Annotated in this window: 24 protein-coding genes; 17 read left to right on the top strand and 7 right to left on the bottom strand. The window is 62.6% G+C overall.

What is annotated here, in order from left to right; translation table 11 throughout:
- Positions 1-44 precede the first annotated feature (44 nt).
- The 7 genes from U5A67_RS28565 to benD all read left to right on the top strand — a co-directional run bounded on the left by U5A67_RS28565 (position 45) and on the right by benD (position 6,315).
- The gene (locus U5A67_RS28565; protein ID WP_321816954.1) at positions 45-1,181 is read left to right on the top strand and encodes a muconate/chloromuconate family cycloisomerase; all 1,137 of its coding nucleotides are present in this window, start codon (positions 45-47) and stop codon (positions 1,179-1,181) included.
- 27 nt (positions 1,182-1,208) lie between these two features.
- Positions 1,209-1,499, top strand: a complete 291-nt coding sequence (gene catC / locus U5A67_RS28570) for a muconolactone Delta-isomerase (RefSeq protein ID WP_321816915.1) — start codon at positions 1,209-1,211, stop codon at positions 1,497-1,499.
- Positions 1,500-1,557: 58 nt separating this feature from the next.
- On the top strand, positions 1,558-2,505 hold the full coding sequence (gene catA / locus U5A67_RS28575; RefSeq protein WP_321816916.1) for a catechol 1,2-dioxygenase: 948 nt from the start codon (positions 1,558-1,560) through the stop codon (positions 2,503-2,505).
- 119 nt (positions 2,506-2,624) lie between these two features.
- The gene (locus tag U5A67_RS28580; protein WP_205985225.1) at positions 2,625-3,983 is read left to right on the top strand and encodes a Rieske 2Fe-2S domain-containing protein; all 1,359 of its coding nucleotides are present in this window, start codon (positions 2,625-2,627) and stop codon (positions 3,981-3,983) included.
- Entirely contained in the window at positions 3,980-4,468 is a 489-nt protein-coding gene (gene benB / locus U5A67_RS28585) for a benzoate 1,2-dioxygenase small subunit (RefSeq protein WP_205985224.1), read from the top strand. The genes U5A67_RS28580 and benB overlap by 4 nt, the downstream gene beginning before the upstream one ends.
- Positions 4,469-4,519: 51 nt before the next feature.
- A complete protein-coding gene (benC, locus tag U5A67_RS28590; RefSeq protein WP_321816917.1) occupies positions 4,520-5,542 on the top strand; it encodes a benzoate 1,2-dioxygenase electron transfer component BenC in 1,023 nt (340 codons plus the stop codon).
- Positions 5,539-6,315 carry a benzoate diol dehydrogenase BenD gene (gene benD / locus U5A67_RS28595; protein ID WP_321816918.1) on the top strand — a complete coding sequence of 259 codons (777 nt, stop codon included), beginning with the start codon at positions 5,539-5,541 and terminating at the stop codon, positions 6,313-6,315. Before benC ends, benD begins: the two co-directional genes overlap by 4 nt.
- A 21-nt stretch (positions 6,316-6,336) precedes the next feature.
- Here benD and U5A67_RS28600 read toward each other — a convergent pair whose 3' ends face one another.
- Positions 6,337-7,275 (bottom strand): LysR family transcriptional regulator, encoded by a 939-nt coding sequence (locus tag U5A67_RS28600; RefSeq protein ID WP_205985221.1) that lies wholly within the window; start codon positions 7,273-7,275, stop codon positions 6,337-6,339.
- A 214-nt stretch (positions 7,276-7,489) separates the two neighbouring features.
- Here U5A67_RS28600 and U5A67_RS28605 point away from each other — a divergent pair, with 214 nt between their 5' ends.
- The 3 genes from U5A67_RS28605 to U5A67_RS28615 are packed head-to-tail and all read left to right on the top strand — an operon-like array spanning position 7,490 to position 10,016.
- Entirely contained in the window at positions 7,490-7,942 is a 453-nt protein-coding gene (locus tag U5A67_RS28605) for a MarR family winged helix-turn-helix transcriptional regulator (protein ID WP_205985220.1), read from the top strand.
- A gap of 59 nt (positions 7,943-8,001) precedes the next feature.
- Positions 8,002-9,291, top strand: a complete 1,290-nt coding sequence (locus U5A67_RS28610; protein ID WP_205985219.1) for a M20 family metallopeptidase — start codon at positions 8,002-8,004, stop codon at positions 9,289-9,291.
- A 32-nt stretch (positions 9,292-9,323) separates the two neighbouring features.
- Positions 9,324-10,016 (top strand): trimeric intracellular cation channel family protein, encoded by a 693-nt coding sequence (locus U5A67_RS28615; protein ID WP_205985297.1) that lies wholly within the window; start codon positions 9,324-9,326, stop codon positions 10,014-10,016.
- A 90-nt stretch (positions 10,017-10,106) separates the two neighbouring features.
- Here the strand turns inward: U5A67_RS28615 and U5A67_RS28620 are convergent, their stop codons facing one another.
- Positions 10,107-10,325, bottom strand: coding sequence for a DUF2945 domain-containing protein (locus tag U5A67_RS28620; RefSeq protein WP_205985218.1), 219 nt, complete (start codon positions 10,323-10,325; stop codon positions 10,107-10,109).
- A gap of 174 nt (positions 10,326-10,499) precedes the next feature.
- Between U5A67_RS28620 and U5A67_RS28625 the strand changes: the two genes are divergently transcribed.
- Positions 10,500-10,829, top strand: a complete 330-nt coding sequence (locus tag U5A67_RS28625; RefSeq protein WP_321816919.1) for a helix-turn-helix transcriptional regulator — start codon at positions 10,500-10,502, stop codon at positions 10,827-10,829.
- A 19-nt stretch (positions 10,830-10,848) separates the two neighbouring features.
- On the opposite strand, the gene U5A67_RS28630 is transcribed toward U5A67_RS28625, so the two are convergent.
- The 4 genes from U5A67_RS28630 to U5A67_RS28645 form a co-directional block, all read right to left on the bottom strand.
- Positions 10,849-12,177: an MFS transporter gene (locus tag U5A67_RS28630; RefSeq protein WP_321816920.1), complete on the bottom strand. Its 1,329-nt coding sequence runs from the start codon at positions 12,175-12,177 to the stop codon at positions 10,849-10,851.
- Positions 12,178-12,277: 100 nt separating this feature from the next.
- Positions 12,278-12,676, bottom strand: a complete 399-nt coding sequence (locus tag U5A67_RS28635) for a BON domain-containing protein (RefSeq protein WP_321816921.1) — start codon at positions 12,674-12,676, stop codon at positions 12,278-12,280.
- A gap of 33 nt (positions 12,677-12,709) precedes the next feature.
- Entirely contained in the window at positions 12,710-13,906 is a 1,197-nt protein-coding gene (locus U5A67_RS28640; RefSeq protein WP_205985215.1) for a porin, read from the bottom strand.
- A 77-nt stretch (positions 13,907-13,983) separates the two neighbouring features.
- Entirely contained in the window at positions 13,984-15,213 is a 1,230-nt protein-coding gene (locus U5A67_RS28645; protein WP_321816922.1) for a M20 aminoacylase family protein, read from the bottom strand.
- A gap of 123 nt (positions 15,214-15,336) precedes the next feature.
- Here U5A67_RS28645 and U5A67_RS28650 point away from each other — a divergent pair, with 123 nt between their 5' ends.
- The 5 genes from U5A67_RS28650 to U5A67_RS28670 all read left to right on the top strand — a co-directional run bounded on the left by U5A67_RS28650 (position 15,337) and on the right by U5A67_RS28670 (position 23,690).
- Positions 15,337-16,269 (top strand): LysR family transcriptional regulator, encoded by a 933-nt coding sequence (locus U5A67_RS28650; RefSeq protein WP_321816923.1) that lies wholly within the window; start codon positions 15,337-15,339, stop codon positions 16,267-16,269.
- Between the two features lie 638 nt (positions 16,270-16,907).
- Positions 16,908-18,011: a porin gene (locus tag U5A67_RS28655; RefSeq protein WP_321816924.1), complete on the top strand. Its 1,104-nt coding sequence runs from the start codon at positions 16,908-16,910 to the stop codon at positions 18,009-18,011.
- A 160-nt stretch (positions 18,012-18,171) separates the two neighbouring features.
- The gene (locus tag U5A67_RS28660) at positions 18,172-20,709 is read left to right on the top strand and encodes a glucose/quinate/shikimate family membrane-bound PQQ-dependent dehydrogenase (protein ID WP_321816925.1); all 2,538 of its coding nucleotides are present in this window, start codon (positions 18,172-18,174) and stop codon (positions 20,707-20,709) included.
- A gap of 172 nt (positions 20,710-20,881) precedes the next feature.
- A complete protein-coding gene (locus tag U5A67_RS28665; protein WP_321816926.1) occupies positions 20,882-21,982 on the top strand; it encodes a porin in 1,101 nt (366 codons plus the stop codon).
- 199 nt (positions 21,983-22,181) lie between these two features.
- Complete coding sequence (locus U5A67_RS28670; protein ID WP_321816927.1) at positions 22,182-23,690, top strand: MFS transporter; 1,509 nt, start codon at positions 22,182-22,184, stop codon at positions 23,688-23,690.
- Between the two features lie 12 nt (positions 23,691-23,702).
- Here the strand turns inward: U5A67_RS28670 and U5A67_RS28675 are convergent, their stop codons facing one another.
- Positions 23,703-24,725, bottom strand: a complete 1,023-nt coding sequence (locus tag U5A67_RS28675; protein WP_321816928.1) for a LacI family DNA-binding transcriptional regulator — start codon at positions 24,723-24,725, stop codon at positions 23,703-23,705.
- A gap of 280 nt (positions 24,726-25,005) precedes the next feature.
- Here U5A67_RS28675 and U5A67_RS28680 point away from each other — a divergent pair, with 280 nt between their 5' ends.
- Positions 25,006-26,166 carry a sn-glycerol-3-phosphate ABC transporter ATP-binding protein UgpC gene (locus U5A67_RS28680; protein ID WP_321816929.1) on the top strand — a complete coding sequence of 387 codons (1,161 nt, stop codon included), beginning with the start codon at positions 25,006-25,008 and terminating at the stop codon, positions 26,164-26,166.
- Positions 26,167-26,178 lie beyond the last annotated feature (12 nt).

Consider the following 26,178-nt stretch of genomic DNA (forward strand, 5'->3'; position numbering starts at 1 on the left):
GCGTATAAATCCATTCCATGAACTCCACGCACGCCACGCCAGCCATGACCCCAGTGACGATTGAACGCATCGAAACCCGCCTGGTCGATCTGCCCACGATCCGTCCTCACAAGCTTTCGGTTGCAACGATGTATGGGCAAACCTTGATGCTCGTGAAGGTATTTTGCAGCGATGGCGTGATCGGCATCGGCGAAGGCACCACGATCGCGGGCATGGCCTACGGCCCCGAAAGCCCGGAAGCGATGAAGGTGGCGATCGACACGTACTTCGCGCCGGCCATGATCGGCCAGGACGCCACGCGCATTCAGGCGTTGATGGCGCATCTGGGCAAGCTGGTGAAGGTCAATCATTTTTCGAAGAGCGCGATTGAAACCGCGCTGCTTGATGCACAAGGCAAGCGCCTTGGCGTGCCCGTGAGCGAGTTGCTGGGCGGTCGCCGCCGCGATCGCGTGCTGGTTGCCTGGACGCTTGCGTCGGGAGACACGGCAAAGGACATCGCCGAAGCCGAACATATGCTCGAAGTGCGCCGCCACAACGTCTTCAAGCTGAAGATTGGCGCGAAGCCGCTTGAAACCGATATCAAACACGTGGCCGAAATCAAGAAGGCCGTGGGCGATCGCGCTGCCGTGCGCGTCGACGTGAATATGGCGTGGAGCGAAACGCAGGCCGCGTGGGCGATTCCCGCACTGGCCGATGCGGGCTGCGAACTGGTCGAGCAACCGGTTGCCTCCGCTGCTGCGCTGGCGCGTTTGATGCGCCGCTTCCCGGTCGCGCTGATGGCCGACGAAATCCTCCAGGGCCCGGAAAGCGCATTCGACATTGCAAAGAACAATGGCGCCGATGTCTTTGCCATCAAGATCGAGCAGAGCGGCGGCCTGTTTGCCGCGCAACGCGTGGCCGCAATCGCAGACGCCGCGGGTATCGAACTCTATGGCGGCACGATGCTGGAAGGCGCGTTCAGCACGGTGGCTTCGGCGCATCTGTTTGCGAGTTTCGCCAATCTGCAATGGGGCACCGAATTGTTCGGTCCGCTGCTGATCACCGAAGAGATTCTGACGAAGCCGCTCGATTACAGCGATTTTGCACTGACCGTGCCATCCGGTCCGGGTCTGGGGATCGAACTCGACGAAGCGAAAGTCGAGCGCTTCACCCGCAACGGACTCATCAAGACTACCCGCTAATTTCAGGTTATTAGAAGGACGGAGACGATGCTTTTCCAGGTACGTATGGATGTGAACATCCCGGCCGATCTGCCCGCCGAGGTCGCCAATGAAATCAAGGCACGTGAAAAGGCCTATTCGCAGGAACTGCAACGCAGCGGCAAGTGGCGCCATATCTGGCGCGTGGTCGGCGAGTACGCGAATTACAGTATTTTCGATGTGGAAGGCAACGCGGAACTGCACGACATTCTCACTGCCTTGCCGCTGTTCCCGTATATGAAGATTTCGGTGACGCCGCTGTGTCGCCACCCGTCGTCGATCCGCGACGACGACGCCTGATTGCAGCAGAGTCATTCAGGCCGCTGTTCCCCAAAATACAAGTGTGGAGACACTAATCATGAGCGTCAAAGTATTTGATACGAAGGAAGTGCAGGAGCTGCTGAAAGCCGCTGCGAATCTCAACGGCAATACCGGCAACGCGCGTTTCCAGCAAATCATTCATCGTCTGCTGGGCGATCTGTTCAAGGCCATCGACGAGCTCGACATTACGCCCGATGAAGTGTGGGCCGGTGTGAACTATCTGAACAAGCTCGGTCAGGACGGCGAAGCGGCGCTGCTTGCAGCAGGTCTCGGTCTGGAAAAATACCTCGACGTGCGCATGGATGCGGAAGACAAGGCAACCGGCCTGGACGGCGGCACGCCGCGCACGATCGAAGGCCCGCTCTATGTGGCCGGCGCGCCGGTGCGCGACGGCGTGGCGAAGATCGACTTCGACGAAGATGCAAACGCAGGCCCGCTGATCATTCGCGGCACGGTCAAAGGCACGGACGGCAAGGCTATCGCCAACGCCGTAGTCGAATGCTGGCACGCCAACTCCAATGGCTTCTATTCGCACTTCGACCCGACCGGCGCGCAAACAGATTTCAATCTGCGCGGCGCAGTGAAAACGGGCGCAGACGGCGTGTACGAATTCCGCACGCTCATGCCCGTGGGTTATGGCTGCCCGCCGCACGGCGCCACGCAGCAGCTGCTCGACGGTCTGGGCCGCCACGGCAACCGTCCGGCGCACGTACACTTCTTTATCTCGAGCGGCGATCACCGCAAACTCACCACGCAATTCAATATCGAAGGCGATCCGCTGATCTGGGATGACTTCGCTTATGCCACGCGCGAAGAACTCATTCCGCACGTCGTCGAGAAAACCGGCGGTGCAGCATTGGGCCTGAAAGCCGACGCGTACAAGCACATCGAATTCGATGTCGTTCTGACGCCGCTGCTGCAAGGCCGCGACAACCAGATCGTCCAGCGCCCGCGCGCTGCGGCAAGCGCCACCGTAGAAGCCTAAGCGTCCAGTACGGCGGCAGCCGCACCGCGCTGCCGCCCACCGATTCCCCCGCGAGAACCCATTCGCCACCGATGCATGCTTCCCGTGCAGGGATCGGTGTACGCATAGGGAGAGGAAACATGTCCGCCATCATCGACCAATCCAACGACCTCGATAACCTGCTGGCTACCGCCGTGCAGGACGACAGGCAAGCCGGTATTTTCCGTTGCCGTCGCGATATCTTCACCAATACCGAATTGTTCGATCTCGAGATGAAACACATCTTTGAGAGCAATTGGGTTTATCTGGCACACGAAAGCCAGATTCCGAATAACAACGATTACTACACCACGTGGATTGGTCGTCAGCCCATCGTCATTACGCGTGACAAGACTGGCGAACTGAATGCCGTCATCAATGCCTGCGCGCACAAAGGTGCAATGCTCTGTCGCCGCAAGCACGGCAATAAAGGCAGTTTTACGTGCCCGTTCCACGGTTGGACTTTCTCGAACACCGGCAAGCTGCTCAAGGTGAAGGACGAGAAGACCACTGAATATCCGGTGCAGTTCAATACGCACGGCTCGCACGATCTGAAGAAAGTCGCGCGTTTTCAGAACTATCGCGGCTTTCTGTTCGGCAGCCTGAATGCGGATGTCATGCCGCTCGAAGAGTATCTGGGCGAAGCGCGCGTGATTATCGACCAGATCGTCGATCAGGCGCCCGGCGGCCTCGAAGTGTTGCGCGGCAACTCCTCGTATGTGTACGAGGGCAACTGGAAAATGCAGATGGAAAACGGTTGCGACGGCTATCACGTCAGCACCGTGCACTGGAATTACGCCGCCACGATGGGCCGCCGCAAGGAAGAGGGCACCAAGGCCGTTGACGCGAATAGCTGGAGCAAGTCGGTGGCGGGCGTTTATGGCTTCGAACACGGCCATATTCTGCTCTGGACCCAGACCATGAACCCGGAAGTGCGCCCCGTCTATCAGCAGCGCGACGAAATCAAGGCGCGCGTGGGCGAGGTGGCAGCCGACTTCATCGTGAACCAGACACGCAACCTGTGCGTGTACCCGAACGTCTTCCTGATGGACCAGTTCAGCACGCAGATTCGCGTGGTGCGTCCGATCAGCGTCGATAAAACCGAAGTGTCGATTTTCTGCTTCGCGCCGAAGGGCGAGAGCGCAACCGATCGCGCCACGCGCATTCGCCAGTACGAAGACTTCTTTAACGTCTCGGGCATGGGCACGGCCGACGATCTGGAAGAATTCCGCGCCTGCCAGAACGGCTACGCCGGTATCACGGCGATGTGGAACGACCTCTCGCGCGGCGCACCGCTGTGGGTCGAAGGCGCCGATGACAACGCGAAGAAGATGGGCCTGAAGCCGCTGATTTCGGGCGAGCGCAGCGAAGACGAAGGCCTGTTCGTGTGCCAGCACGAATACTGGGTGGAAGTCATGCGCGACGCACTGAAGAAAGAACGTAAGGAGTCCGTGGCATGAGCTTCGATTACCAAACCCTTTGCGCGGTGCTTTATCGCGAGGCGCGTCTGCTCGACGATCGGCAGTGGGACGAATGGCTCACCTGCTATGCGGAAGACGTCACCTACTGGATGCCGGCCTGGGACGACGACGATCAGATCACCGACGACCACGAAAGCCAGATCTCGCTGATGTATTACCCGGATCGCGGCGGCCTGGAAGACCGCGTGTTCCGCATCAAGACCGAACGTAGCGGCGCTTCCACGCCGGAGCCACGCACGAGCCACAACGTCAACAACGTCGAAGTGCTGGCCGAGCGCGATAACGAAGTCGATCTGCGCTACAACTTCCAGACGCTCAACCATCGTTACCGTACGACCGACTTCTTCTACGGCACGATGTTCGTCACGCTGCGTCTGGTCGAAGGTCAGTGGTTGATTGCCTATAAGAAGATCGTGCTGAAGAACGACTATATCCGGCAGGTACTCGACGTTTATCACGTGTAAGGCGTGCCGAAAGTCGAACGCATCAATATCAGGTAGTTGGAGGAGGTCCCCATGTCCAGTTTCAATATTGCGCTGAATTTCGAAGACGGCGTGACGCGCTTCATCGAATGCAAGGCCGGCGAGAAAGTTCTCGACGCGGCATTTCGCGCCCGCATCAATCTGCCGATGGATTGCTCCGACGGCGTGTGCGGAACCTGCAAATGCAAGGCCGAAAGCGGCAGCTATGACCTTGGCGACGACTATATCGAAGATGCGCTGAGCGACGACGAAAAAGAAGGCGGCCTCGTGCTCACGTGCCAGATGGTGCCGCAAAGCGATTGCGTGATTGCGGTGCCGGCATCGTCGGCGGTGTGCAAGACGGGGCAGAGCCAATGCGCCGCAACCGTGACGAAGATCGAATTGCATAACGATGCAGCCGTCGTGCTCGAACTGGATGTCGATGCGAATGCGCCGGTGTTTCTGCCTGGCCAGTATGTGAATATCAACGTGCCGGGCAGCGGTCAGCATCGCTCGTATTCGTTTTCTTCGGCACCGGGCGATTCGAAGCTCAGCTTCCTGATCAAGAAGATTCCCGGCGGCGTGATGAGCACGTGGCTCCAAGCCGCCAAGCCCGGCGACAAGCTCGAACTGATCGGGCCGCTCGGCAGCTTCTATCTGCGCGATGTGCAGCGTCCGCTGTTGTTCCTCGCGGGCGGCACGGGCCTCGCGCCGTTCCTTTCGATGCTCGAAGTACTCGCGCGTGCGAATTCGCAGCAGAAGATTCATCTGATTTACGGCGTGACGCGCGATCTCGATCTCGTGCAGGTCGAAGCGATCGAAGTCTATACGTCGAAACTGGCGAATTTCAGTTTCAGCACCGTCGTGGCGGACGAAGCGTCGAATCATCCGCGTAAAGGCTGGGTCACGCAGCATATTCCCGCCGATGCACTCAATGACGGCAACGTGGATGTCTATCTGTGCGGCCCGCCGCCGATGGTCGACGCAGTGCGCAAGCATTTCGACGATAACGGCGTGAAGCCCAATAGCTTCCACTACGAGAAGTTCACTCCCAACGTCCTTCCGAAGGCGGCATGAACATGCAACGTTTCTCAGGCAAGGTCGTGGTCGTGACGGGCGCGGCCCAGGGCATCGGGCGCGGCGTGGCGCTGCGCGCCGCCGCGGAGGGCGGCAAGGTGGTATTCGTCGATCGCGCGGATTTCGTTGCTGAAGTCGCGGCGGAAGCAGACGGTGATCACACGGCGGGTTTTGTCGCGGATCTCGAAACCTACGAAGGCGCGCGCGATACGATGGCTTTCGCGGCGGAAAAATTCGGCGGCATCGATATTCTGATCAACGGTGTGGGCGGCGCGATCCGCATGCGTCCGTTCGCGGAATTCGAGCCCGCGCAGATCGATGCGGAAATTCGCCGCTCGCTCATGCCGACTCTCTATACCTGCCATGCTGTGTTGCCGCATTTGCTCAAGCGCGGCGGCGGCACGATCGTCAATATCTCGTCGAATGCCACGCGCGGCATTCGACGCGTGCCGTATTCGGCGGCAAAAGGCGGCGTGAACGCTATTACGCAGGCGCTGGCGATGGAATACGCGGACCAGAATATCCGCGTGGTGGCGACCGCGCCGGGCGGCACCAGTGCACCGGCGCGCCGCGTGCCGCGCAATGCCGCGGGCGATACCGATCAGGAAAAGGCGTGGATGAACGAGGCGGTTAATCAGGTTACCGAATCAACCTTTTTCAAGCGCTATGGCAGTATCGACGAGCAGGTTGCACCGATCCTGTTCCTCGCCTCCGACGAAGCGAGCTATATCACCGGATCGGTCTTGCCGGTCGCAGGCGGCGATACGGGTTGAATCGTCGGTTGAATCGCCCAATCAACCTTTATTTGCACGCGGTTCCCGATCGGTCGGCGTGAGATATTCCATGCCTTGCTCGTCGTAGAGGTCGTAAATCAGTTGCAGCATGCGCTGAAGATCCTCGGATTCGTCGAGCATGCGCATGCTCATGATGATCGGCGAAACCAGATTGGCGTCGTCCAGATCCTTGTAGACCACATCGTCGCGTTTAAGGCCGTAGACGCTTTTCGGCACGATCGAAATGCCTTCGCCCGCGGCGACGAGCCCCAGCGCAACCTGCAATTCACGCGTTTCCAGCACGCGGGCGGGTTTGAGCGCGCGGTCGTGAAAGGCGGCCAGTACCTGGTCCGCGTAACTCGGGCGTGGCGACTTCGGGAAAATAATCAGCGTTTCATTGAGCAGATCGTGCAGCGACAGCACGGTCTTGCTATCGCCCAGCACGTGGCCTTGCGGCAGCGCCACGATCATGCGTTCCTCGCGCAGCACGACGCGGCGCACACTCGGATCGTCCAGCCGGATACGTCCGAAGCCCACATCGATACGGCCTTCCTTGAGCGCCTTGATCTGGTCCATCGTGGACATTTCATTGAGGCTCAATTCGACTTCGGCATGCTGCTGACGATAGCGGCGGATGATCTTGGGCAGCATGCCGTAAAGCGTCGAGCCCACAAAACCCACCGAAAGATTGCGCTCGATCTTGCCGACGCGGCGCGTCATCGATTCAAGCTCGGCGGTTTGCGCAAGCAGTTGCGAAGCGTGCTGATAGAAAAAGCGCCCGGTATCGGTGAGCTTGAGCGGGCGCGAATTGCGCTCGAAAAGCTGCACGCCCAGAATCTCTTCGAGTTGCTGGATCTGCCGGCTCAAAGGCGGCTGCGCAATATGCAGGCGCTGCGCGGCGCGCGTGAAGCTGCGTTCTTCGGCGACCGCTACAAAATAGCGAAGATGGCGCAACTCCATGTTCCAACCTCTGAGATATCGATCTGTGGAGAAAGGGTGCCAAAACGGCATCTCATTATACCTGGCAGGCATGCCGAGCGCCGTTCCGCCAACACCGCCATCCATCCCAATAATAGTTGAAATTTTCAACTAGTTGTCTATACTCCGATGCGTCGCCGGGTTCAGCACGCGTTGTGCATGACTGCCGCCCGGCATCACCGTCAGGAGTTTGCGCTTGGCTTCAGGTTCTCATCCAGGGCGTCCCGGTTTTCTCACCTTCAGGCTCGATCTCGCGAGCGCGCTGCTCAGCGAGCGCGCCAACGCGATTTACCGCGAGCGCTGGAGCCTGGATGTGCGTGCGCTGCGCGTGTTGCGGCTCGTCTGCGCGGAAGCGGGCATTACGCCCAAAGCCGTTTCTCAGCGCGCGCTGATCGAAAAAACGTTACTGTCGAAAACGCTCGCCGAACTGGAATCGCGCGGTTTGATCGCTCGCGATACCCATGCCGATGACCGTCGCAGTATCGCCTTGAGCGGCACGCCGGAAGGCGTCGAGATCGCCCGGGCATCTGCGCGAGTTGGCGAAGCGCTGGAAGTCGAACTGGCCGCCGCGTTGAGCGCGAACGAACGCAAGACGCTCGACCGCCTGCTCGAAAAGCTTTCGGACAGCTTGCTCGATGGCGCTGCCTGACCTGAACGCACGACCTGAATCGCGCCTTCGCGCGTTCCCCCATTTTCCAGGAGTTATCGATGGCTAATCTGATCGAAACACTTGCGCCTTTTGTCGGCGCGCTGCTGCCCGAACTCGAAACGATCTATAAGGATCTGCACGAGCATCCCGAACTTTCGATGCAGGAATTCCGCACCGCGAAAATCGTCGCCGACTATATGGAAAAGCTCGGCTACGAAGTCACGCGAGAAGTGGGCGTGACCGGCGTGGTGGCGATCCTGCGCAATGGCGAAGGTCCGGTCGTGATGCTGCGCGCCGACATGGACGCGCTGCCGATGGCCGAAGCCACTGGCCTGCCGTATGCGAGCAAGGTTGTCGCGAAGGACGAGGACGGCGTGCAGGTGGGCGTCGCGCATAGCTGCGGCCACGATATGCACGTAACCTGGCTGCTGGGCGCCGCGCGTCTGATGGCCGAACATCGCGGCGCATGGGGCGGCACGCTGATGGCCGTATTTCAGCCCGGCGAGGAAGTGGGGCGCGGCGCGCGCAGCATGGTCGACGACGGCATGATCACGCGCTTTCCGAAGCCGGACGTGATTCTCGGCCAGCACGTGATGGTGGGCGCGGCGGGCACGGTGGGCTATCGCAGCGGCACGATTCTTTCGGCCGGCGACAGCCTCAAGGTCAAACTGTTCGGGCGCGGTTCGCACGGCTCGCAACCGCAGACCTCGATCGATCCGGTCATCATGGCGGCTTCCACGACGCTGCGTCTGCAGACCATCGTCTCGCGCGAGATTTCGCCTCGCGACAGCGCCGTGCTGACGATCGGCAGCCTGCAGGCGGGCACCAAGGAAAACATCATTCCCGACGATGCCACGCTCAAGCTCAACGTGCGCACCTACGACGAAGACGTGCGCGAATACATGCTCGGTGCGATCCGCCGCATCTGCTGCGCGGAATGCACGGCCTCCAACGCGCCGCGCGAACCGGAATTCACCACGCTTTCCAGCTATCCGCTGACCGTCAACGACGACGCCACAACGGAACGTCTGCGTGCCGCATTCGAAGCGCGCTTCGGCGACCAGGCCTATGAAACGCAGCCAGCCGCAGCCAGCGAGGATTTCAGCGTGTTCGGCCGCGAATGGGGCGTGCCGTACGCGTTCTGGTTTATTGGCGGGACGGAACGTGCCGTGTTTGAAAAAGCGCGCGCGGAAAAGAAAATCAATCAATTGCCGAGCAATCATTCGCCGCTGTTCGCGCCGGTTATCGACCCGACGTTGCGCACCGGTCTCGAAGCGATGCTCTGTGCCGCGGGCGCATGGCTGAGCCTCGGCGCGGCGCTCGACGAACCCATCAGCGAGGCAGCGTGAGCATGGCTTTGGGCGCGCACGTCAGCGCGCATATGAACGCCCATACGGCGTACACGGCGCTCGATCTGATCGGCACGTTTGCGTTTGCGATTTCGGGCGCAGTGGCGGCGCGGCAGCGTCGGCTGGACCTGTTCGGCATCCTCGTCGTCACGTTTATGGTGGCGTGCGGCGGCGGCATTCTGCGCGATGTTTCCATCGGCGCGATTCCGCCGGCGGGGCTGTCGAACTGGGCGTATATGGCCGTGACCGTGGTGGCGGCGGTGATGACGATCTTCGCTTATCCGCAGGTACGGCGGCTGCGCCATCCGGTGCTTTTCTTCGATGCGATCGGCCTCGGGCTATTCGCCGTGGCGGGCGCGCAGAAGGCGTGGATCTGGACCGATAGCGCGGAAACCGCCATCGTGCTCGGCATGGTGAGCGCGGTGGGCGGTGGCGTGCTGCGCGATATTCTGCTGTCGCGCGTGCCTGCTATTCTGGAACGCGAGATTTATGCGTCGGCGGCGCTGCTGGGCGCGGCGCTGCAGGTCGGGCTGACCTACATGGACTGGTCGACGTTCTGGACGCCGTGGGTGGCGACGGTGGGGTGCGTGACGCTGCGGCTGGCTTCGCTGTATTTCGGCTGGCGTTTGCCGGTATTTCATACGCGCGAGAGTAAAAAGAACGCACGCGCGATGGAAGAGGCCGCGCGGGCCAGCCAGCAGGATGCGCGTCACGACGCGCGGTGAAGGGCGGCGAAGGGCGGCGTAGGGCAGTTGATCGTGACTCGCGCAGCGGCAGCAGCGCGCCTGATCAGGCGCGCCAGATGCATGCGAAAGTCAGTGCTTGTGCACCTTTTCCAGTGCCTCGCCGCGATGGACAGCATGGTCACCGCTTTTTTCGCTCTCTACCTCGTAATGCGGGTCTTCCTTCGATGCGGCGACAGCATGACCGTCCAGTTCCGTATCGCGGATAATCCGGCGCACTACGGTGCCTGTCGTCATCCCTTGCGGGGTGTTCCATGTAACGCGGTCGCCTGTTTTGAGTCGATGAGACATGGTCATGCGCTCCGGTGGTTGAAACCCGCTTATTGGCGCATTTCGTGTTCCTGAGGCTTTGATTAGTGCCCCTTTTTCTGGCTGTCTTGCTCCCAAGGCTGATCGGTTGCTGACGCAACATTCTTCTTTTCCAGATCGCGTAAAAACCAGGCGCTTAAGCGCGACATAAGTTTCATGCCCTACATTGCCCGCCCATGCACAAATGCATTCGAGGGCACGGTAATTATGTCAATGCTTGAAGTAGGTCGGGAAATCCGCGCCCTGCGGAACCGGCTGGGTCGCACTCTGGGCGAAACGGCGTGCGCGGCCGGTATTTCCAGTGGATTTCTATCGAAGGTCGAGCGCGGATGCGCTTATCCATCGCTCGTGACCTTGGGGGATATTGCCTCGGTACTGGGCGTGTCGGTCGCGCACCTGCTGGAACTGTTCCGCAATCAGGAAGCCGGGACTGTGAGGCAACTCAGTCCCGTTTCGGCATCGAGCCGCGCGCGAACGGTGCGTTGAGCGGCGCGGCAAAGCGGTTTCACTCGCGGGCGTCGTTCGCCTTTTCCTGAAACAGCGCAAGTCCAATCAAACTCACCACCCCGCACCCCAGCACATACCACGCAGGCGCATAGAAACTCCCGGTCGCGCGCCACAACGCGCCCACCGCAAGCTGCGCAAAGCCGCCAAACAACGTCACGCCAACGGCATAGATAATGCCGAGCGACGTCGCGCGCACTTCGGGGCGCAGCGCTTCGAGAATCATCAGGAAACCCGCCGGGCTTGTCAGCGTCATCAAGCCGATCAACACGATCGCCACGATCAGCACGGTGCCCACCGTCGGCCACGCGGCAATCGCTGCGAACGCAGGAAAGAGCAGGGCAAGCGACACCACGGAAGCCATCGCCAGCAACGGCTTGCGACGCGGCAAACGGTCCGCCAGCTTGCCCGCGAACGGCGAACCAATCAGCAGCACGAGCCCTGCAGCACAACCGCTTGCCGATGCAGCCGCAGGGGGCATATGCAGCGTAAGCGCGAGAAACGCCGGCAGAAAGAACACAATCGTGTACATCGTGCCCGTGCCGCCGATCACCAGCATCGTGCCCGCCACGATCAGGCGCAGCGGCAACCTGCGTTGCACAGGCCTGGCGTGATGCGCGGCCTGAGCCGGTGAATGCACAGGCGCAGGCAAGGTATCGTCCAGCCGCGCACGCAGGAAGAATCCCACCGGACCGATGGCCAGGCCGATCAGAAACGGCACGCGCCAGCCCCACGAAACCAGTTGCTCGTGCGAAAGCGATTTCGACAACAGCAACGCGATCAGCGCGCCCGCCAGCGCCGCGCCGCCCTGGCTCGCCATCTGCCAGCTCACCAGCGCGCCACGCTTGCCTTCGCGGCCCGCTTCCATCAGCAGCGTAGTGGCCGCGCCCACTTCGCCGCCCGCCGAAAACCCTTGCAGCAGACGCCCGAGCACGATCAACGCGGGCGCAATCATGCCGATCTGCGCATACGTAGGCGCAAGCCCGATCAAGCCGGTGCCCAGCGCCATCAGCAACACCGTGAGAATCAACGCGGGCTTGCGTCCCGCACGATCCGCATAAGCGCCGATCAGCACGCCGCCCAGCGGACGCACCACGAAGCCCACGCCGAAGGTCGCCAGCGACATCATCAGCGACGCAAGCGCATCGTGCGCCGGAAAGAACAACTGGCCGATCAGCGCCGAAAAGAAGCTATAAACGGTGAAGTCGAAGAACTCCAGACCGTTGCCGAGCGCGGCGGCCAGCACCATCGTGCGGCTCGTGCGGCTCGTGCGGCTCGTGCGTGCGAGCGGTGCGCCCTGTGCTGCTGCGCGTTCGTGTACGACGTTCATGCGGATACCCCGGTTTCCATAGAGCTTTTGATGCGCCCACGCGTTCGCAAGGCGGCGTGTACCGCCTTGCGCGCGCGACACAACACGGCGCAATGCAGACTTACTGACTGCCCTTGATGCCTTCGTCGTCGCGAATCACGAGTTTGGCCGCGTTGACCGAGCGCACGCCGTTGACGCCTTGCGCGACCGACGTGGCCAGCTCGATCTGCTGCGCGCTGGCGATTACGCCCGCAAGCGTGACCACGCCGTCATGCGCGCGCACGCGAATAAAGCTCGATTTCAGGCCGTGTTTGCGCGCCGCCTTGAGCGCGTGGCGCACGTTGGCGGCCAGCGCGCGATCCGCGCCGGACGATGCCGCCACGGCGGGCGTGGCGTGTTGCGCGCCCGGCCCGGCGCTGGCATCGCTGCCGCCTTGCGCATGCCCGGCCGCGCCGCCAGCCACGCAAAACGCGGCAACCAGAAAGCGCAACGTTTTGGGCGAATTCACGGTGATCCTCATCCTGTCTCTCCTCGGTCTGTTGTTCAGAACTGGTCAGAACTTGTGGTACATGCCCACGAGCACGAGATGCGGCGACTGATACATCTCGGTGCCGTTCGCGCCCGTATAGCTGTTGCTGATGCTGTCGACGGTCGGTTGCTGGGTCGGATAGCGGCCATACGTGGGCGTCGTGCCCGTGTTGTGAATCAGCGCTCCGCGCACATAAAGAGCCGTGCGTTTCGAGAGGTTGTAGTCATAGCCGAGCGTCACGCCATACGAATGGCTACCCGCGCCCGCCACGTCGCGATACGCGAGTTCCACGCGAAAATCGTTGCGCTGCTGATAGCGATAGAGCCCGCCCAGCGTATAGAGCGAGGCCACGCGGTCGCCATCCAGGCGCGGCGCGAGAAAACTGTAGCCCGCCGAAAGCACGTAATGTCCGGCGTCATAAAGCAGACCGGCGGCGAAGTTATCGGTGCGCACATACTGCGAGGTAGTCAGCGCATTGAGCCCGTAATTGCCGATATAACTGAGCGTGCCGAACAGATGGCCGTCGAAGTAATTCAGCGCGGCCGCGCGTGTGACGATGGTCGGCGCACTGGAACTGTTGTCGTGCAGCGCCAGGGCCACCTGCGCATTGAGCGGCCCGAACCACGGCGACGAATAGCTGATCGCATTCGACAGACGGCTCGCTTCGAAGCTCGCGCCCGGGCCGAGGTCGTAGGTCCACGCCGTCAGATACGCGACCGTCGAGACCGTGCCCACCTGGCCGAACACGTCGATAAAGAGCGGCACGCCCACATCGTCCTGCAAGCCGAACTTCAGTTCGCCGGTTTTCTGCGAACCGATGCTCACCCACGCCTCGCGATTAAACATCGTATTCGACGTGCCCAATTGACCATTGGCCGCATTGAAACCGTTTTCCAGGTCGAAGCGCACGCGATAGCCGCCGCCCAGATCTTCCACGCCGTACAGACCGATCTTCGACGTCCATTCCCCGCCGCTTTGCTGCACAAACGCCGTCTGCGCGCCCTTGGTGAAGCCGATCGACTGGTCGATCGCGCCATACAGACGCACGCCCGGCGAGTAGGCGCCGGTCGTCGCGTAAGGCACGCCCTGAAAATAGTCTTCGAGGAACAGATTCGAAGTCTGCGCCTGCGCGCCGATCGAAGCGCCGCCCATGACGGTTGCGCACGCAACCAGACGCGCGGCTCGCGCAATAGTGTGAGGCGTGATGCTGCTTGCTGACATTTATAGACTCTTTAGGTTGGTCAGAAACTGCGGGGAGCGCGGCGCGCGAGGCGAGAAGTGGGCGCGCAGCGTGTGGATCAGCCCTGGCGGAGGTAGCGCTCCACGAGTGCGACGAACCACGCCGCGCCATAAGGCAGCGCATCGTCGTTGAAGTCGTAGCCGGGGTTGTGGACGGAGCAGCCGCCCACGCTGCCCACGCCGTTGCCGAGCAGCACGTAGCAGCCGGGCAGCTTCTCGGTCATCCACGAGAAGTCTTCGCTGCCCATCACGGCGTCGGGCATCATCGTCAGTCCGCTTTTGCCGACCAGCGAGTGCATGACGTCGATGGCCAGATCGGTCGCCTTCTGTTCGTTGACGAGCGGGCGCGAAATCGCCTTGTAATCGACGGTGGCGCTCGCGCCGTAAGACTGCGCCTGAAGTTCGGCGATGCTGCGAATACGCGCTTCCAGCAGATTGCGCGTTTCGCTGTCGAGCGCGCGCACGGAAAGCTGCAGCGTGGCGCTTTCGGGAATCACGTTGCCGGCTTTGCCCGCGTTGATCGCACCGACCGTCACCACGGCGGCGCGCGTCGGCTCCACGTTGCGCGCGACGATGCTTTGCAGCGCCATCACGATGCTTGCGGACGCAACGACCGGGTCGCAGCCCAGTTGCGGCATCGCGCCGTGCGCGCCGCGTCCGGTCACGGTGATCGTCACCGTATCCGACGACGCCAGCATGCAGCCGTGGCGCACCGCGAAATGACCGACCGGCAGGCCCGGCGCGTTGTGCAGCGCGAACACCTGATCGCAGGGAAAGCGCTCGAACAGGCCTTCGGCGATCATGCGCGAGGCGCCGCCCAGACCTTCTTCGGCGGGCTGGAAGATCACGTTGAGCGTGCCGTCGAAATCGGCTTCGGTGGCGAGGTGATGCGCGGCGGCCAGCAGCGTCGCCGTGTGGCCGTCGTGGCCGCAGGCGTGCATGGTCTGCGCGACCGTGCTGGCGTAGGGCAGGCCGGTGCTTTCCTGGATCGGCAGCGCGTCCATGTCGGCACGCAGGCCGATGGCGAGCGCCGACGTCCCGCGCTTGATACGCCCGACCACGCCCGTGCCGCCCACGCCCGTCGTCACTTCATAGCCCCATTCGGCGAGCTTTTCGGCGACCAGCGTGGCAGTGCGCGTCTCGGCGAAACCCAGTTCGGGGTGGGCGTGGATGTCGTGGCGAATCTGCACAAAAGGCGCGCGCTGCGCGCGCAGGCGTTCGATGAGATCGGCGCGCGGGGCGTCCGTTGCGGGGGAAGGGCTGTGCGGAATGGCGTTGGCTTGCGTCATGTCTGGTTTCTCTTGACTGGCCGTACGGGCGACGGCTTCTGGAGAAACAGACTAAGGACGATCGGTCAAAATAAAAAAGCAAAAATCCGTATGTCGATAACCACTGGTAATATCTCCCGCATTATGAAAATCCATCAACTGCGCGCGCTGGTCGAAATCGCCGCGACTGGCAGCATCAACGGCGCGGCGCGGCGGCTGCACGTGACCCAGCCCGCCATCACCAAGGCGGTGCGCGATCTCGAGGACGAATGCGGCGTGCGCCTGCTTGAGCGTAATCCCTGGGGCGTCGTGCCGACCGCCGAGGGCGCCGCGCTGCTGCAGCGCGCCCGCACGGTGGTGCGCGAACTCGAACGCGCGGAAGAAGACCTCGCGCATCTCAAAGGCCAGCGCACCGGCAAACTGGTGATTGGCGTGACGCCGATCGCGGGCACGGCGGGGCTGGCTGAAGCCTTCAGCAATTTCCGCCGGCACTGGCCGCAGGTGGCCGTCGAGTTTCGCGAACTGGGCTTTAACCAGTTGCGCGAAAACCTCAGTAACCGCACGCTCGATCTGGCGTTCGCGGCCTTTCCCACCAGTCCCGGCGACGATGCGGTCACGATCCGGCCGCTGTTCGCCTTCGATTCGGTGTTCGTCACGCGCGCCAATGGCGCGTTCGCCAGCGCGACATCGCTCGCGCAACTGCAGGACGCCGAGTGGATTCACACCGACGTCACCGACAGTTATCCCGCCAATATCCGCGCGATGTTTACGCAGGCAGGGCTGGAGCCGCCGCAGCGCATCACGCGCTGCACCTCGTATGGTCTGCTTTACGGGCTGGCGCTCAACAACGACGCCGTGTTCGCCTGGACGCGCCACACGCTGGAGGCGGCGGAACTGGGTCGCGCGTTCGTCGAATTGAAACTGCCGGTGCGGCCGCCTTCCTTGCAGTTGTATCTGTTCTCGCCGCCCGAAGCGCAGATCACGCGGCCGGCCGAATATTTTGTCGATTGCATCCTGGCGGTGGCAGCCGAGCGCGCCCGCAACGGTTTGGGCGGTACGGTCTTGATGGGCATTTGATCGCCGCGAAGGAAGTTGACTGTCCCATGTGTTTCCCGCCTTATCGTTGCCGGTACAACTTGATCGACACGCTTGATCGATGCGCCTGATCGATGCCGGAACGCGCGCCACGTCCCTCGGCACAGTGAAATATAAATAAGGTACGGAACGTGCTCGCCGCCTGTTCCGGCCGCTGATGGAGGGCTGGAAATCGCGCCTAATAGCACGATCGAGTCACCTTATCTAGTGCCACTAATGTAATTCGGCTTTACCCCGTGCGGGTTTTGCCGGATTGCGCAAAGTTGGATGCAGATTTCGCTCCGGACTGCTATAGTCCGCCCCCGCTGCGACCAGTCAAAAAGCACCATTCCAGATGACGCGCTATATTTTTCAGGCGTCATGTGCTCGGCCGGTTCGCATCGAAGTATCGAAAAATGCGTTGCCGCCGGGCATAGCGCGGAGCATCCCCAGCGGAGCGGGATCATCGCCCCGTGAATTTGCTTTCGGCTCGGCTATTTTCGGGATGGCCCGACAGGACACCCGCAACTGGCCATCGACGGACTGCGCAGCGCTCTTGCGCGCGACGGGACCCGGCAAGGGGTCCCAGGCGGCCCGGCTGGCACGGACAACGAAAGAAAGAAATCCACCTGGGAGCTGACGTGAAAAATCAACTGGGCGCCATCGTCCTGCTCGCAGCCAGCACGGCTGCCTCGGCGCAATCGAGCGTGACACTGTACGGCCGCGTCGACGGCGGTATCGAATATCTGAATCACATTGCCAATGGCAACGGCGGCACGTCGAGCCGCTGGAGCGCGGAAGGCGGCGACTGGGGCACCAGCATGCTCGGCATGAAGGGCACCGAGGATCTGGGCGGCGGCACCACCGCGCTGTTCGACCTCGAAACCGCGCTGCAGATCATGAACGGCACGTCGGGCGGCGGCAAGCTGTTCTCGCGTCGCGCGTATGTCGGTCTGAAGAATGATACGTGGGGGCAAATCCAGGCCGGGCGCAATCTCTTCATCGACAGCGACGGTGTCTGGGAATTCGACCCGTTCGTGCAGCAGGCGGTGTCGTCGGCTTCGCTCGTGCGCGGCCGCAACTGGCAGCAGACCAGCAATAACGTCGAATATCACAGCCCCGTGTGGCACGGTTTCGACGTGCAAGGCCAGTACGCTTTCGGCAACCAGACGAGCGGCTTCAACAATGGCGCCGATGGCGACTTTGGCCGCTCGGACGGCGTCATGCTGACGTACCACTCGCAACTGTTCGACGTGCGCGGCATCTACGACGAACTGCGCGACTCCAACGGCCGCTTCTCGAACATCTTCAGCTCGTCGCGCGAATACTTCGTGGGTGGCAACCTGCGCATGGACAAGTGGAAGTTCCAGGCGGCCTACACGCACTACGCGGCACCGGATTCGCCGGTAGGCGTGGCCGACAGCGCCGATCACTACTGGATGGGCGCGACCTACCAGGCGACGCCGAAGTGGGCCGTCACCGCGGCGGGTTTCTACATCCACGTGGGCGAAGGCAGCGGCGACGCATCGCATGATCCGGGCAGCCACGCCATGCTCTACGCGCTCGGCACGACCTATAACATCAGCAAGCGCACCTTCCTGTACGGCACGGTCGCTTATGTGGACAACAGCAAGAACGGCAACTTCTCGGTGTTCGCGACCTCGCGTGACTCGAGCTCGCCGACCAGCCCGAATGTGGGCGAGTCGCAGACCGGCGCCTACGTCGGGATGATGCACGTCTTCTAAAAGCATCAGGCTTTTCGCGGAGCGTTTTCCGCACAGCTGGCCACTCCGGGCGTAGCGGAGTGGCTGGACGACTCGCCGGCGTTCGCGCTGGCGCGCCTCGCCGCAGGCATCGTGTGACAGGCGATGTTGGCGGCGTCCTCAAAAGAAGGTTGAGATCATCATGTCAAGATCCAGAGAATCAACATCGCCGGGGTTCATCGGCGTCATCACCTTACTATTTATCGCGCTCACCTCGCTCTATCTGCTGATAGGCGGTGCGTACCTGCTGTCGCTCGGCGGTTCGGCGTATTACGTCGTGGCCGGCGTGCTGCTGCTGGCCGTGACGTGGCTGCTGTATCGCCGTCGTCCCACCGCGCTCGTGCTCTACGCGCTCGTGCTCGTGGGAACCGCGATCTGGTCGCTGTGGGAGTCGGGTCCCGACTTCTGGGCGCTCGCACCGCGCTCGGGCGTTCTGGTCGTGTTCGGCGTGTGGCTGCTGCTGCTCGTGAGCTGGCGCCTCGAAGCGCCACGCAAGCTGGGCGTGCAGACGCTGGTTGGCGCGCTCGTGATCTGGGCCGGCGTGCTCGTGTACGCCTGCTTCAACGATCCGCAATCGGTCAACGGCACGCTCAATGCGTCGACGGGTTCGCTCGCGGCTAACCCGAATGGCGTCGATGCCTCGGACTGGCCCGCATACGGCCGTACCCAGGAAGGCACGCGCTACGCGCCGCTGCAGCAGATCACGCCGGATAACGTGAAGAACCTGCAGGTGGCCTGGACGTTCCGCACGGGCGACCTGAAAGGCCCGAATGATCCGGTCGAAATCACCAACGAAGTCACGCCGATCAAGATCGGCAATCTGCTCTACCTGTGCTCGCCGCACCAGAAACTCTTCGCGCTCGACGCGCAGAGCGGCACGCTCAAGTGGACCTTCGATCCGAAGCTCAAGGCCGATCCGTCGTTCCAGCACGTGACCTGCCGCGGTGTGTCGTACGTCGATCTGTCGACGGCGGCTCCCGCTGCTGCGGCTAGCGATGCGGCAACGGCTGCTACGGCTGCTACGGCTGCTACGGCGGCGGCTTCGGACGCTGCCGCTTCGGCACCGCAAGCGGCTGCCAGCGATGCGGCTGCAAGCGCCGCAACGGCTGCTGCACCGGCCAGCGACGCGGCGACCGCCGCTGCCGCTCCGGTGACGGGCGCCTGCTCGCGTCGTATCTATCTGCCGGTCAACGACGGCCACCTGTACGCGCTCGACGCGCTGACGGGGGAGCGCTGCGCGGGCTTCGCCAACAACGGCGATCTCGATCTGCAGCACGCCATGCCGGTCACGACGGCGGGCATGTACGAGCCGACGTCGCCGCCGATCATCACCGACAAGGTGATCGTCGTCGCGGGCGCGGTGGAAGACAACTTCTCGAACCGCGAACCGTCGGGCGTGATCCGCGGTTTCGACGTGCGCACGGGCCAGCTCCTGTGGGCATTCGATCCGGGTGCGAAGGACCCGAACCACATCCCGGGCCCGGGCGAGCACTACACGTGGAACTCGCCGAACTCGTGGGCGCCTGCTGCCTACGACTCGAAGCTCGACATCGTCTATCTGCCGATGGGCGTGCGCACCCCGGACATCTGGGGCGGCGACCGTACGCCGGAGATGGAGCGCTTTGCAAGCGGCCTGCTCGCACTGCACGCCTCGACGGGCAAGCTGGCCTGGTTCTACCAGACCGCTCACCATGACCTCTGGGACATGGATATGCCGTCGCAGCCGACGCTCGCCGACATCACGACCAAGGACGGCAAGACCGTGCCGGTCGTGTACGCACCGGCCAAGACCGGCAACCTGTTCGTGCTCGACCGCCGCACCGGCGAAACCGTCGTGCCCGCACCGGAACTGCCGGTTCCGCAAGGCGCGGCGCCGGGCGACCGCACCTCGCCGACGCAGCCGTTCTCGGAACTGACGTTCCGTCCGAAGAACCTGCTGACCGACAAGGACATGTGGGGCGCGACGATGTACGACCAGCTGGTCTGCCGCGTGATGTTCCACAAGCTGCGTTATGAAGGCACCTTCACGCCGCCGTCGCTGCAAGGCACGCTGGTGTTCCCGGGCAATCTGGGCATGTTCGAGTGGGGCGGTATTGCGCTCGACACCGATCGTCAGATCGCCATCGCCAACCCGATCGCACTGCCGTTCGTTTCGCGTCTGATCCCGCGTGGTCCTGGCAATCCGCAGGAACCGGAAGCAGGCGCCAAGGGCAGCGGTACGGAATCGGGCATCCAGCCGCAGTACGGCGTGCCGTTCGGTGTGACGCTGAACCCGTTCCTCTCGCCGTTCGGCCTGCCGTGCAAGCAGCCGGCGTGGGGCTACATCTCGGCGGTCGACCTGAAGACCAACGAAATCGTCTGGAAGAAGCGTATCGGTACGGTGCGTGACAGCTCGCCGATCCCGCTGCCGTTCAAGATGGGTATGCCGATGCTCGGCGGCCCGATGGTGACGGCTGGCGGCGTGGCGTTCATCGGCGCAACGGCGGACAACTATATCCGCGCGTTCGACGTGAACAACGGCAAGCAGCTCTGGGAAGCCCGCCTGCCGGCAGGCGGCCAGGCTACGCCGATGAGCTACTCGGTCAACGGCAAGCAGTACGTCGTGATCGCAGCGGGTGGCCACGGTTCGTTCGGCACCAAGCTGGGCGACTACGTGATCGCTTACGCGCTGCCTAACTAAGGCGCGTAAAGATCTGCGCGGCGAGGGCGGTTCGGCCTCCCGCGCGGATCGGGACACCGGAAGCGGCATGCATGACATGCCGCTTTTTTTTGCCCGGCTATCTTGTAGCCGGACGGTTTTTTTTCGCGGCCTGCAGCGTTCGATGCTGGACGGCCGCTTTCCTGTTTTTGACATGAGCCAACTTTCCACCGCACGCGGCGTCTCGCGCCGGCTCGGCGCCCGCATCCGTCAGGCCCGCGCCGCTTCGCGCGCACCTGGCCGCGCGGCCTCGCGCGTGGCGCTGACCGCGCTGGCGGCCCATGCCATCGGCGCCCATGCGCAAAGCTCGGTCACGCTCTATGGCGCGCTCGACACGAGTATCGAAATCACCAATCCCGGCTCGGGCTATGTCGCGCGGATGGACTCGGGCGCGTATCGCGGTTCGCGCATGGGTCTGCGCGGCGCCGAGGATATCGGCAATGGCCTCAAGATCCTCTTCGATCTGGAGAATGGTTTCAGTTCGGGCAACGGCACGATGGCCGTGAGCAACACGATTTTCAATCGCCAGGCGTGGGTCGGTCTGGGCACGCCTTATGGCACGCTGCGCATGGGCCGCCAGTATTCGCCCATCTATATTCCGTTCAAGGGCGGGCTGGATGCGTTCGGCGCGGGCACGATCGCTTCGGGCCTCGACAATCTGTCGAAAATCACGCCCTATGAAAGCAATGCGATTACGTATCTTTCGCCCGAATTCCACGGCTTTTCGACCACGCTGATGACCTCGCTGCGCGACGCGAGCGATGGCGACGGCAACGGTCTCGCCGGCAATATCGAAACCTTCGCGTATCACAACGGGCCGTTCCGTATTTCGTACGCACATCAGCAGACGCATGGCGATGGCGCCTTGCGCGCGAATCTCGGCGGCGTGTCGTATGTGTACGGTCCGGTCACGGGCTTTCTGTCGTTTTTCAACGGCGATGGCGGCACGCCGCGTTATCACAACGATGGCGTGTCGGTGTCGGCGCGTTATGCGGTGAATGCGCGTTTTCGTGCATCGCTGGGCTATACGTATCTGCGCGACCGCTCGGGCGGCGATAACAACGCGGATCAATTCAGCGCCGCCTGCGAATACGACCTCAGCAAACGCGTGCTGCTGTATGCGAGCGCGGGTTGGCTGCGCAATCGCGGCGAAGGCGAATTCACGCTCAAGGGCGTCAACGTGACGGGCCTCACGCCGTCGTGGCCGGGCGCGAGCGTGCGCGGCGTGCAGTTCGGCATGATCGACCGGTTCTGATCCGCGCGTTTTTCACACGCTGGTACAGGCGCGGATGCAGGGAATGCCTTAAGCGAAGCGCCGGACGCGCTTTGCTACACTGATTTGCACGATCAGCCGCTGCGGGCATGCCGCCACGACGGCGAAGGGGAAACCGCGTGACGCCCAGCAACGCCACCCGACCGCAGCCCGTCCCGCCACGCACGCGCGGAGTGCGCCAATGAAGCTGCGCGCGCTGCCGGATTTTTCACCGCTGCGCGTGTTCTTCTTTACGGTCGCGCTGGGCGGCGCTACCGGCGTGGACTTCGTCGCATCGTCGATGATGGGCATTGCCGGCACGCATATTCGCGGCGGCGTCCATGCTTCCCCGGAAGATTTCCTCTGGAGCATGACCTCGTACGCCGCCATGGCGACGCTTGCCAATCTCATGCTCCGGCGCATCGCGCAGCACACCAGTTATCGCTCTTATACGGTGGTCGGGTTGATCGTCGCGGCGATCGGCTCGTTGTTGTGCGCGTTGTGCGAAACGCCTTTGCAACTGACGTTTGCGCGTGCCGTGCAAGGCTTTGGCGCGGGCGGCCTGTTCGCGGCGTCGCGCATTCTGATCCAGCTCGTATCGGCGCGCGACGAACGTGCGCCGCTCTTTATCGGCTTCAATATCGGCTCGTTCGGGTTGTCGGCGGGCACGCCCTGGCTCGCGGCCGTACTGGTGGAAAGTGCCGCCTGGCAGATGGTTTTCGCGATCCAGGTGGTGCTGGCGCTGGCCGTGCTGGTGCTGGTCGTGCTCACGTATCCCAGCCGCGTGAAGCCCGCCGGCGATCTCTGGGAAATCGACATCGATCCCATGGACTGGTGGGTCGTGATTCTGTTTGGCCTGGGTGCGATGGTGCTCATGCACGGCCTGGGCGACCTGCGTTTCTACGAACTCGCCAGTTCGCCTTCGGTCGCGCTCACGCCGCTGGTGGGCTTTCTGCTGATCGCCGCCGCCTTGCTGCGCCTGCGTCGCGAGCCGCAACTCTGGCTCGATCCACGTGCGCTGCTGGGGCGTACGTATCTGGTGGGCCTGCTGTTCTATGCGATCTACTACTTCCTCAACGGCCTGTGGAATTACCTGATTCCCACCCTGTTGCAAAGCGGTTTTGGCTTCGGCTTCCAGGTCACGGGCGAGGTGCTCACGTGGGCGTCCGTGCTGAGTCTGCTGGCGATGATGTGCTTTTCCGTGGTGGCGCCCAAGGTGTTCGGACGCCGCCGTTATATCGCGCTCGGCTATGTGATGTTCGCGGCGGCTTTATTGATGCTGTCACTGCGCACGCTCACGGGGGTGTCGATGGATGTGATCCTGCCCGCGCTCTTTCTGCAAGGGCTGACCGTGCCGTTCGTGATGGCGCAGGTTGCGGGGATGACCTTCGTCGATTTTACGGAAGACGATTTTCAGCATGCCTACGCGTTCAAGAATATCGTGCGCCAGATCGCGACGGCGGCGGGCACGGGCGCGGCCAGTCTCTGGCTGCAATACGGCGAAGCAATCGCGCGCTCGCGGCTGGTCGATCGCATCACCGTATTCGATCTGGGCGGCACGCCGCCACTGCCCGAGATGATGGCCATGGCGAGCACGCTGGAAACGCAGGCGACCCTTGTGGCAAGCGCTAATCTGCTTTCCTGGCTGGCGATTTTCTGCGCAGTGGTGGCAGTGTTAGCGCTTGTGATACGTTGGCGAGCTGCAGCCTAGATCGTTGCGTTATCAACGAAGAGCGCGCTTTCTGCATAGCCCGGTAGAGTCGCGCACGACAAGTTCGGGCGGCGGCCCAATCGCCATCGACGGTTCCTGAACCGGGGCATCGATCAATTCAATCAGGCTGCGAATCGATAACTCCGCCACAGCAGCGGTTTGAATCGCCACGGTGGTGAGCGCAGGGCGCACCTGATGCGCGAGCGCGATATCGGTAATGCCGATCACCGAAACGTCGTTCGGCACCGAGCGCCCCGTGCCGATCAAGGCCTGAATCGCGCCAATCGCCAGCAGGTCGTTCGAGCCGAAAATCGCTGTAATTTCAGGGTGATTCTGCATCAGCGCGATGCAGGCCTCGTGACCCGCATCGATCGAATCGCGCACCTGCATTTCCGCTGTCGCCGCTGCCACGCCGCCTTCGGCGAGCGCCGCGCGAAAGCCATCCGAGCGCGCATCCTGCAAGCCGCCACAACCATCGCCGATCAACATGCCAATCCTGCGATGCCCCAGTTCCAGGAGATGCTTCGCGGCGAGCGCGCCCGCGGTGGCGAAATCCACTGCAACGCAGGGCAGTGCGGGCGGCTTTTCGGGGTGTTCCCACATCGCCAGCAGGATCGGCCCGTTGTGCATCGCGGAGATGCAGAGCTCGTTCATGGCGATGTCGGTGTTCATCACCAGCACGCCGTCCGCGAACGTTCCCGCGATCTGGTTGAGGTAGGCGCGGCCGATCTGCGCGTCGTCGTCGGTGTTGCAGACCATGAGGAAATGGCCGGATTTGCGCGCCGCGCGCTCGGCCGCCAGCACGAACTCGGGATAGAACGGGTTGGCGATGTTCGAGAGCATCAGCGCGAGCGTGGACGAACGCCCCTGCGCCAGCGCGCGCGCGTTCAGGTTGGGCCGATAGCCCAGTTCGGCTATCGCCTGGAGCACGCGTTCCGCCGTCTCCGGGCGGACTTTTTCGCGGTTGCGCAACACGTTCGAAACGGTCGCGGCGGTGACGCGGGCATGCCGCGCGACTTCTGACAAGGTGACCATGTCCTGCCTTTTTAAGCGCTTTTTAGGCGTTTACCCGGGGGATTAACGGGCTTTTCGTGACTTTTCCCACATTCAGGGAAAGCGATTCAAATGTTGCAAAGCCTGGCGGAGATTTGATAATTTTCACCCACACCAAGCCGGGAAGCGATTTGCACGCGGTTGTGCCGCCCAGAAATTTAAGCGGTTAAATCACCGTTGCACAAGCCCCTCGGCTAAATTTATCGCGTAGAATTTAAGCGCTTAAATCTGAAGAATCCGGAAAAACGGAGGAGACACATCCATGGCAACGATCCAGTTGTCGAACGTCGGCAAGCAGTACGGCGATCATCCGCCCGTGATCCGGCGCGTCGATCTCGACATCGGCCATCACGAATTCTGCGTGTTCCTGGGCCCGTCGGGCTGCGGGAAGTCCACGCTGCTGCGCATGATCGCGGGTCTCGAAGAACTCAGCGACGGCGAGCTGCGCATCGGCAATCGCCTCGTCAACGACGTGCCCGCGGCCGAGCGCGGCGTGGCGATGGTGTTTCAGAGCTACGCGCTGTTCCCGCACATGACTGTGTTCGAGAACATGGCGTTCGGCCTGAAGATCGCCAAAGTGCCCAAGGCCGAAGTGGAGCGCCGTGTGCGCGATGCCGCGCGCAGCCTGCAACTGGAAGCGCTGCTCGACCGTCATCCCAAGGCGCTTTCGGGCGGCCAGCGCCAGCGCGTCGCCATTGGCCGCGCGATCGTGCGCGAGCCCGGCGTGTTTCTGTTCGACGAACCGCTGTCCAATCTCGATGCCGCGCTGCGTAGCCATACGCGGGTGGAGATCGCGCGCCTGCATCAACGCTTCGAAAACGCGAGCGTGGTGTATGTCACGCACGATCAGGTCGAAGCGATGACGCTGGCCGATCGCATCGTGCTGCTGCACGCCGGCGCCGAAATGGAAAAGCACGGCAGCGTGGCGCAAAGCGGTGCGCCGCTGGAGCTTTATCACCATCCCAAGTCGCTGTTTGTGGCGGGTTTTATTGGCTCGCCGCGCATGAATCTTATCGACGCGCAGGTGGATGCTGTGGAAGAGGGCGGCGTGCGCGTGACGCTCGCGGGCGGCGAAACGCTGCTGGCCAGCGTCGATGGGCGCGGCCTGCAACGCGGCCAGCGCGTGACGCTGGGCGTGCGGCCGGAACATCTGCGGCTGGACGGCGACGATCAATCGGTTGCGTGCACAACCGTCCTGGCTGAGCGTCTTGGCGAGCACAGCTATCTGCACGCCGATCACGCGTCCGGCACGCTGGTGGCGAAAGCGCCCGGCGATACGCCCGTGGGCGTTGGCGAGCGCCTGCGTGTGCGCGTGCCCGCCGACGCCTGCCATCTGTTCGACGAAGCAGGCGTGGCGCGCCGCCGCCTTGCGTCGCCCGCGCTCGCAGCAAAGCCGGCCCTCGCTTCCGTGGCGCTGGCCTGAGGTATCGGGTAG

The sequence above is a fragment of the Paraburkholderia sp. J69-1 genome (genome assembly GCF_905220255.1).
Classification (GTDB): Bacteria; Pseudomonadota; Gammaproteobacteria; order Burkholderiales; family Burkholderiaceae; genus Paraburkholderia.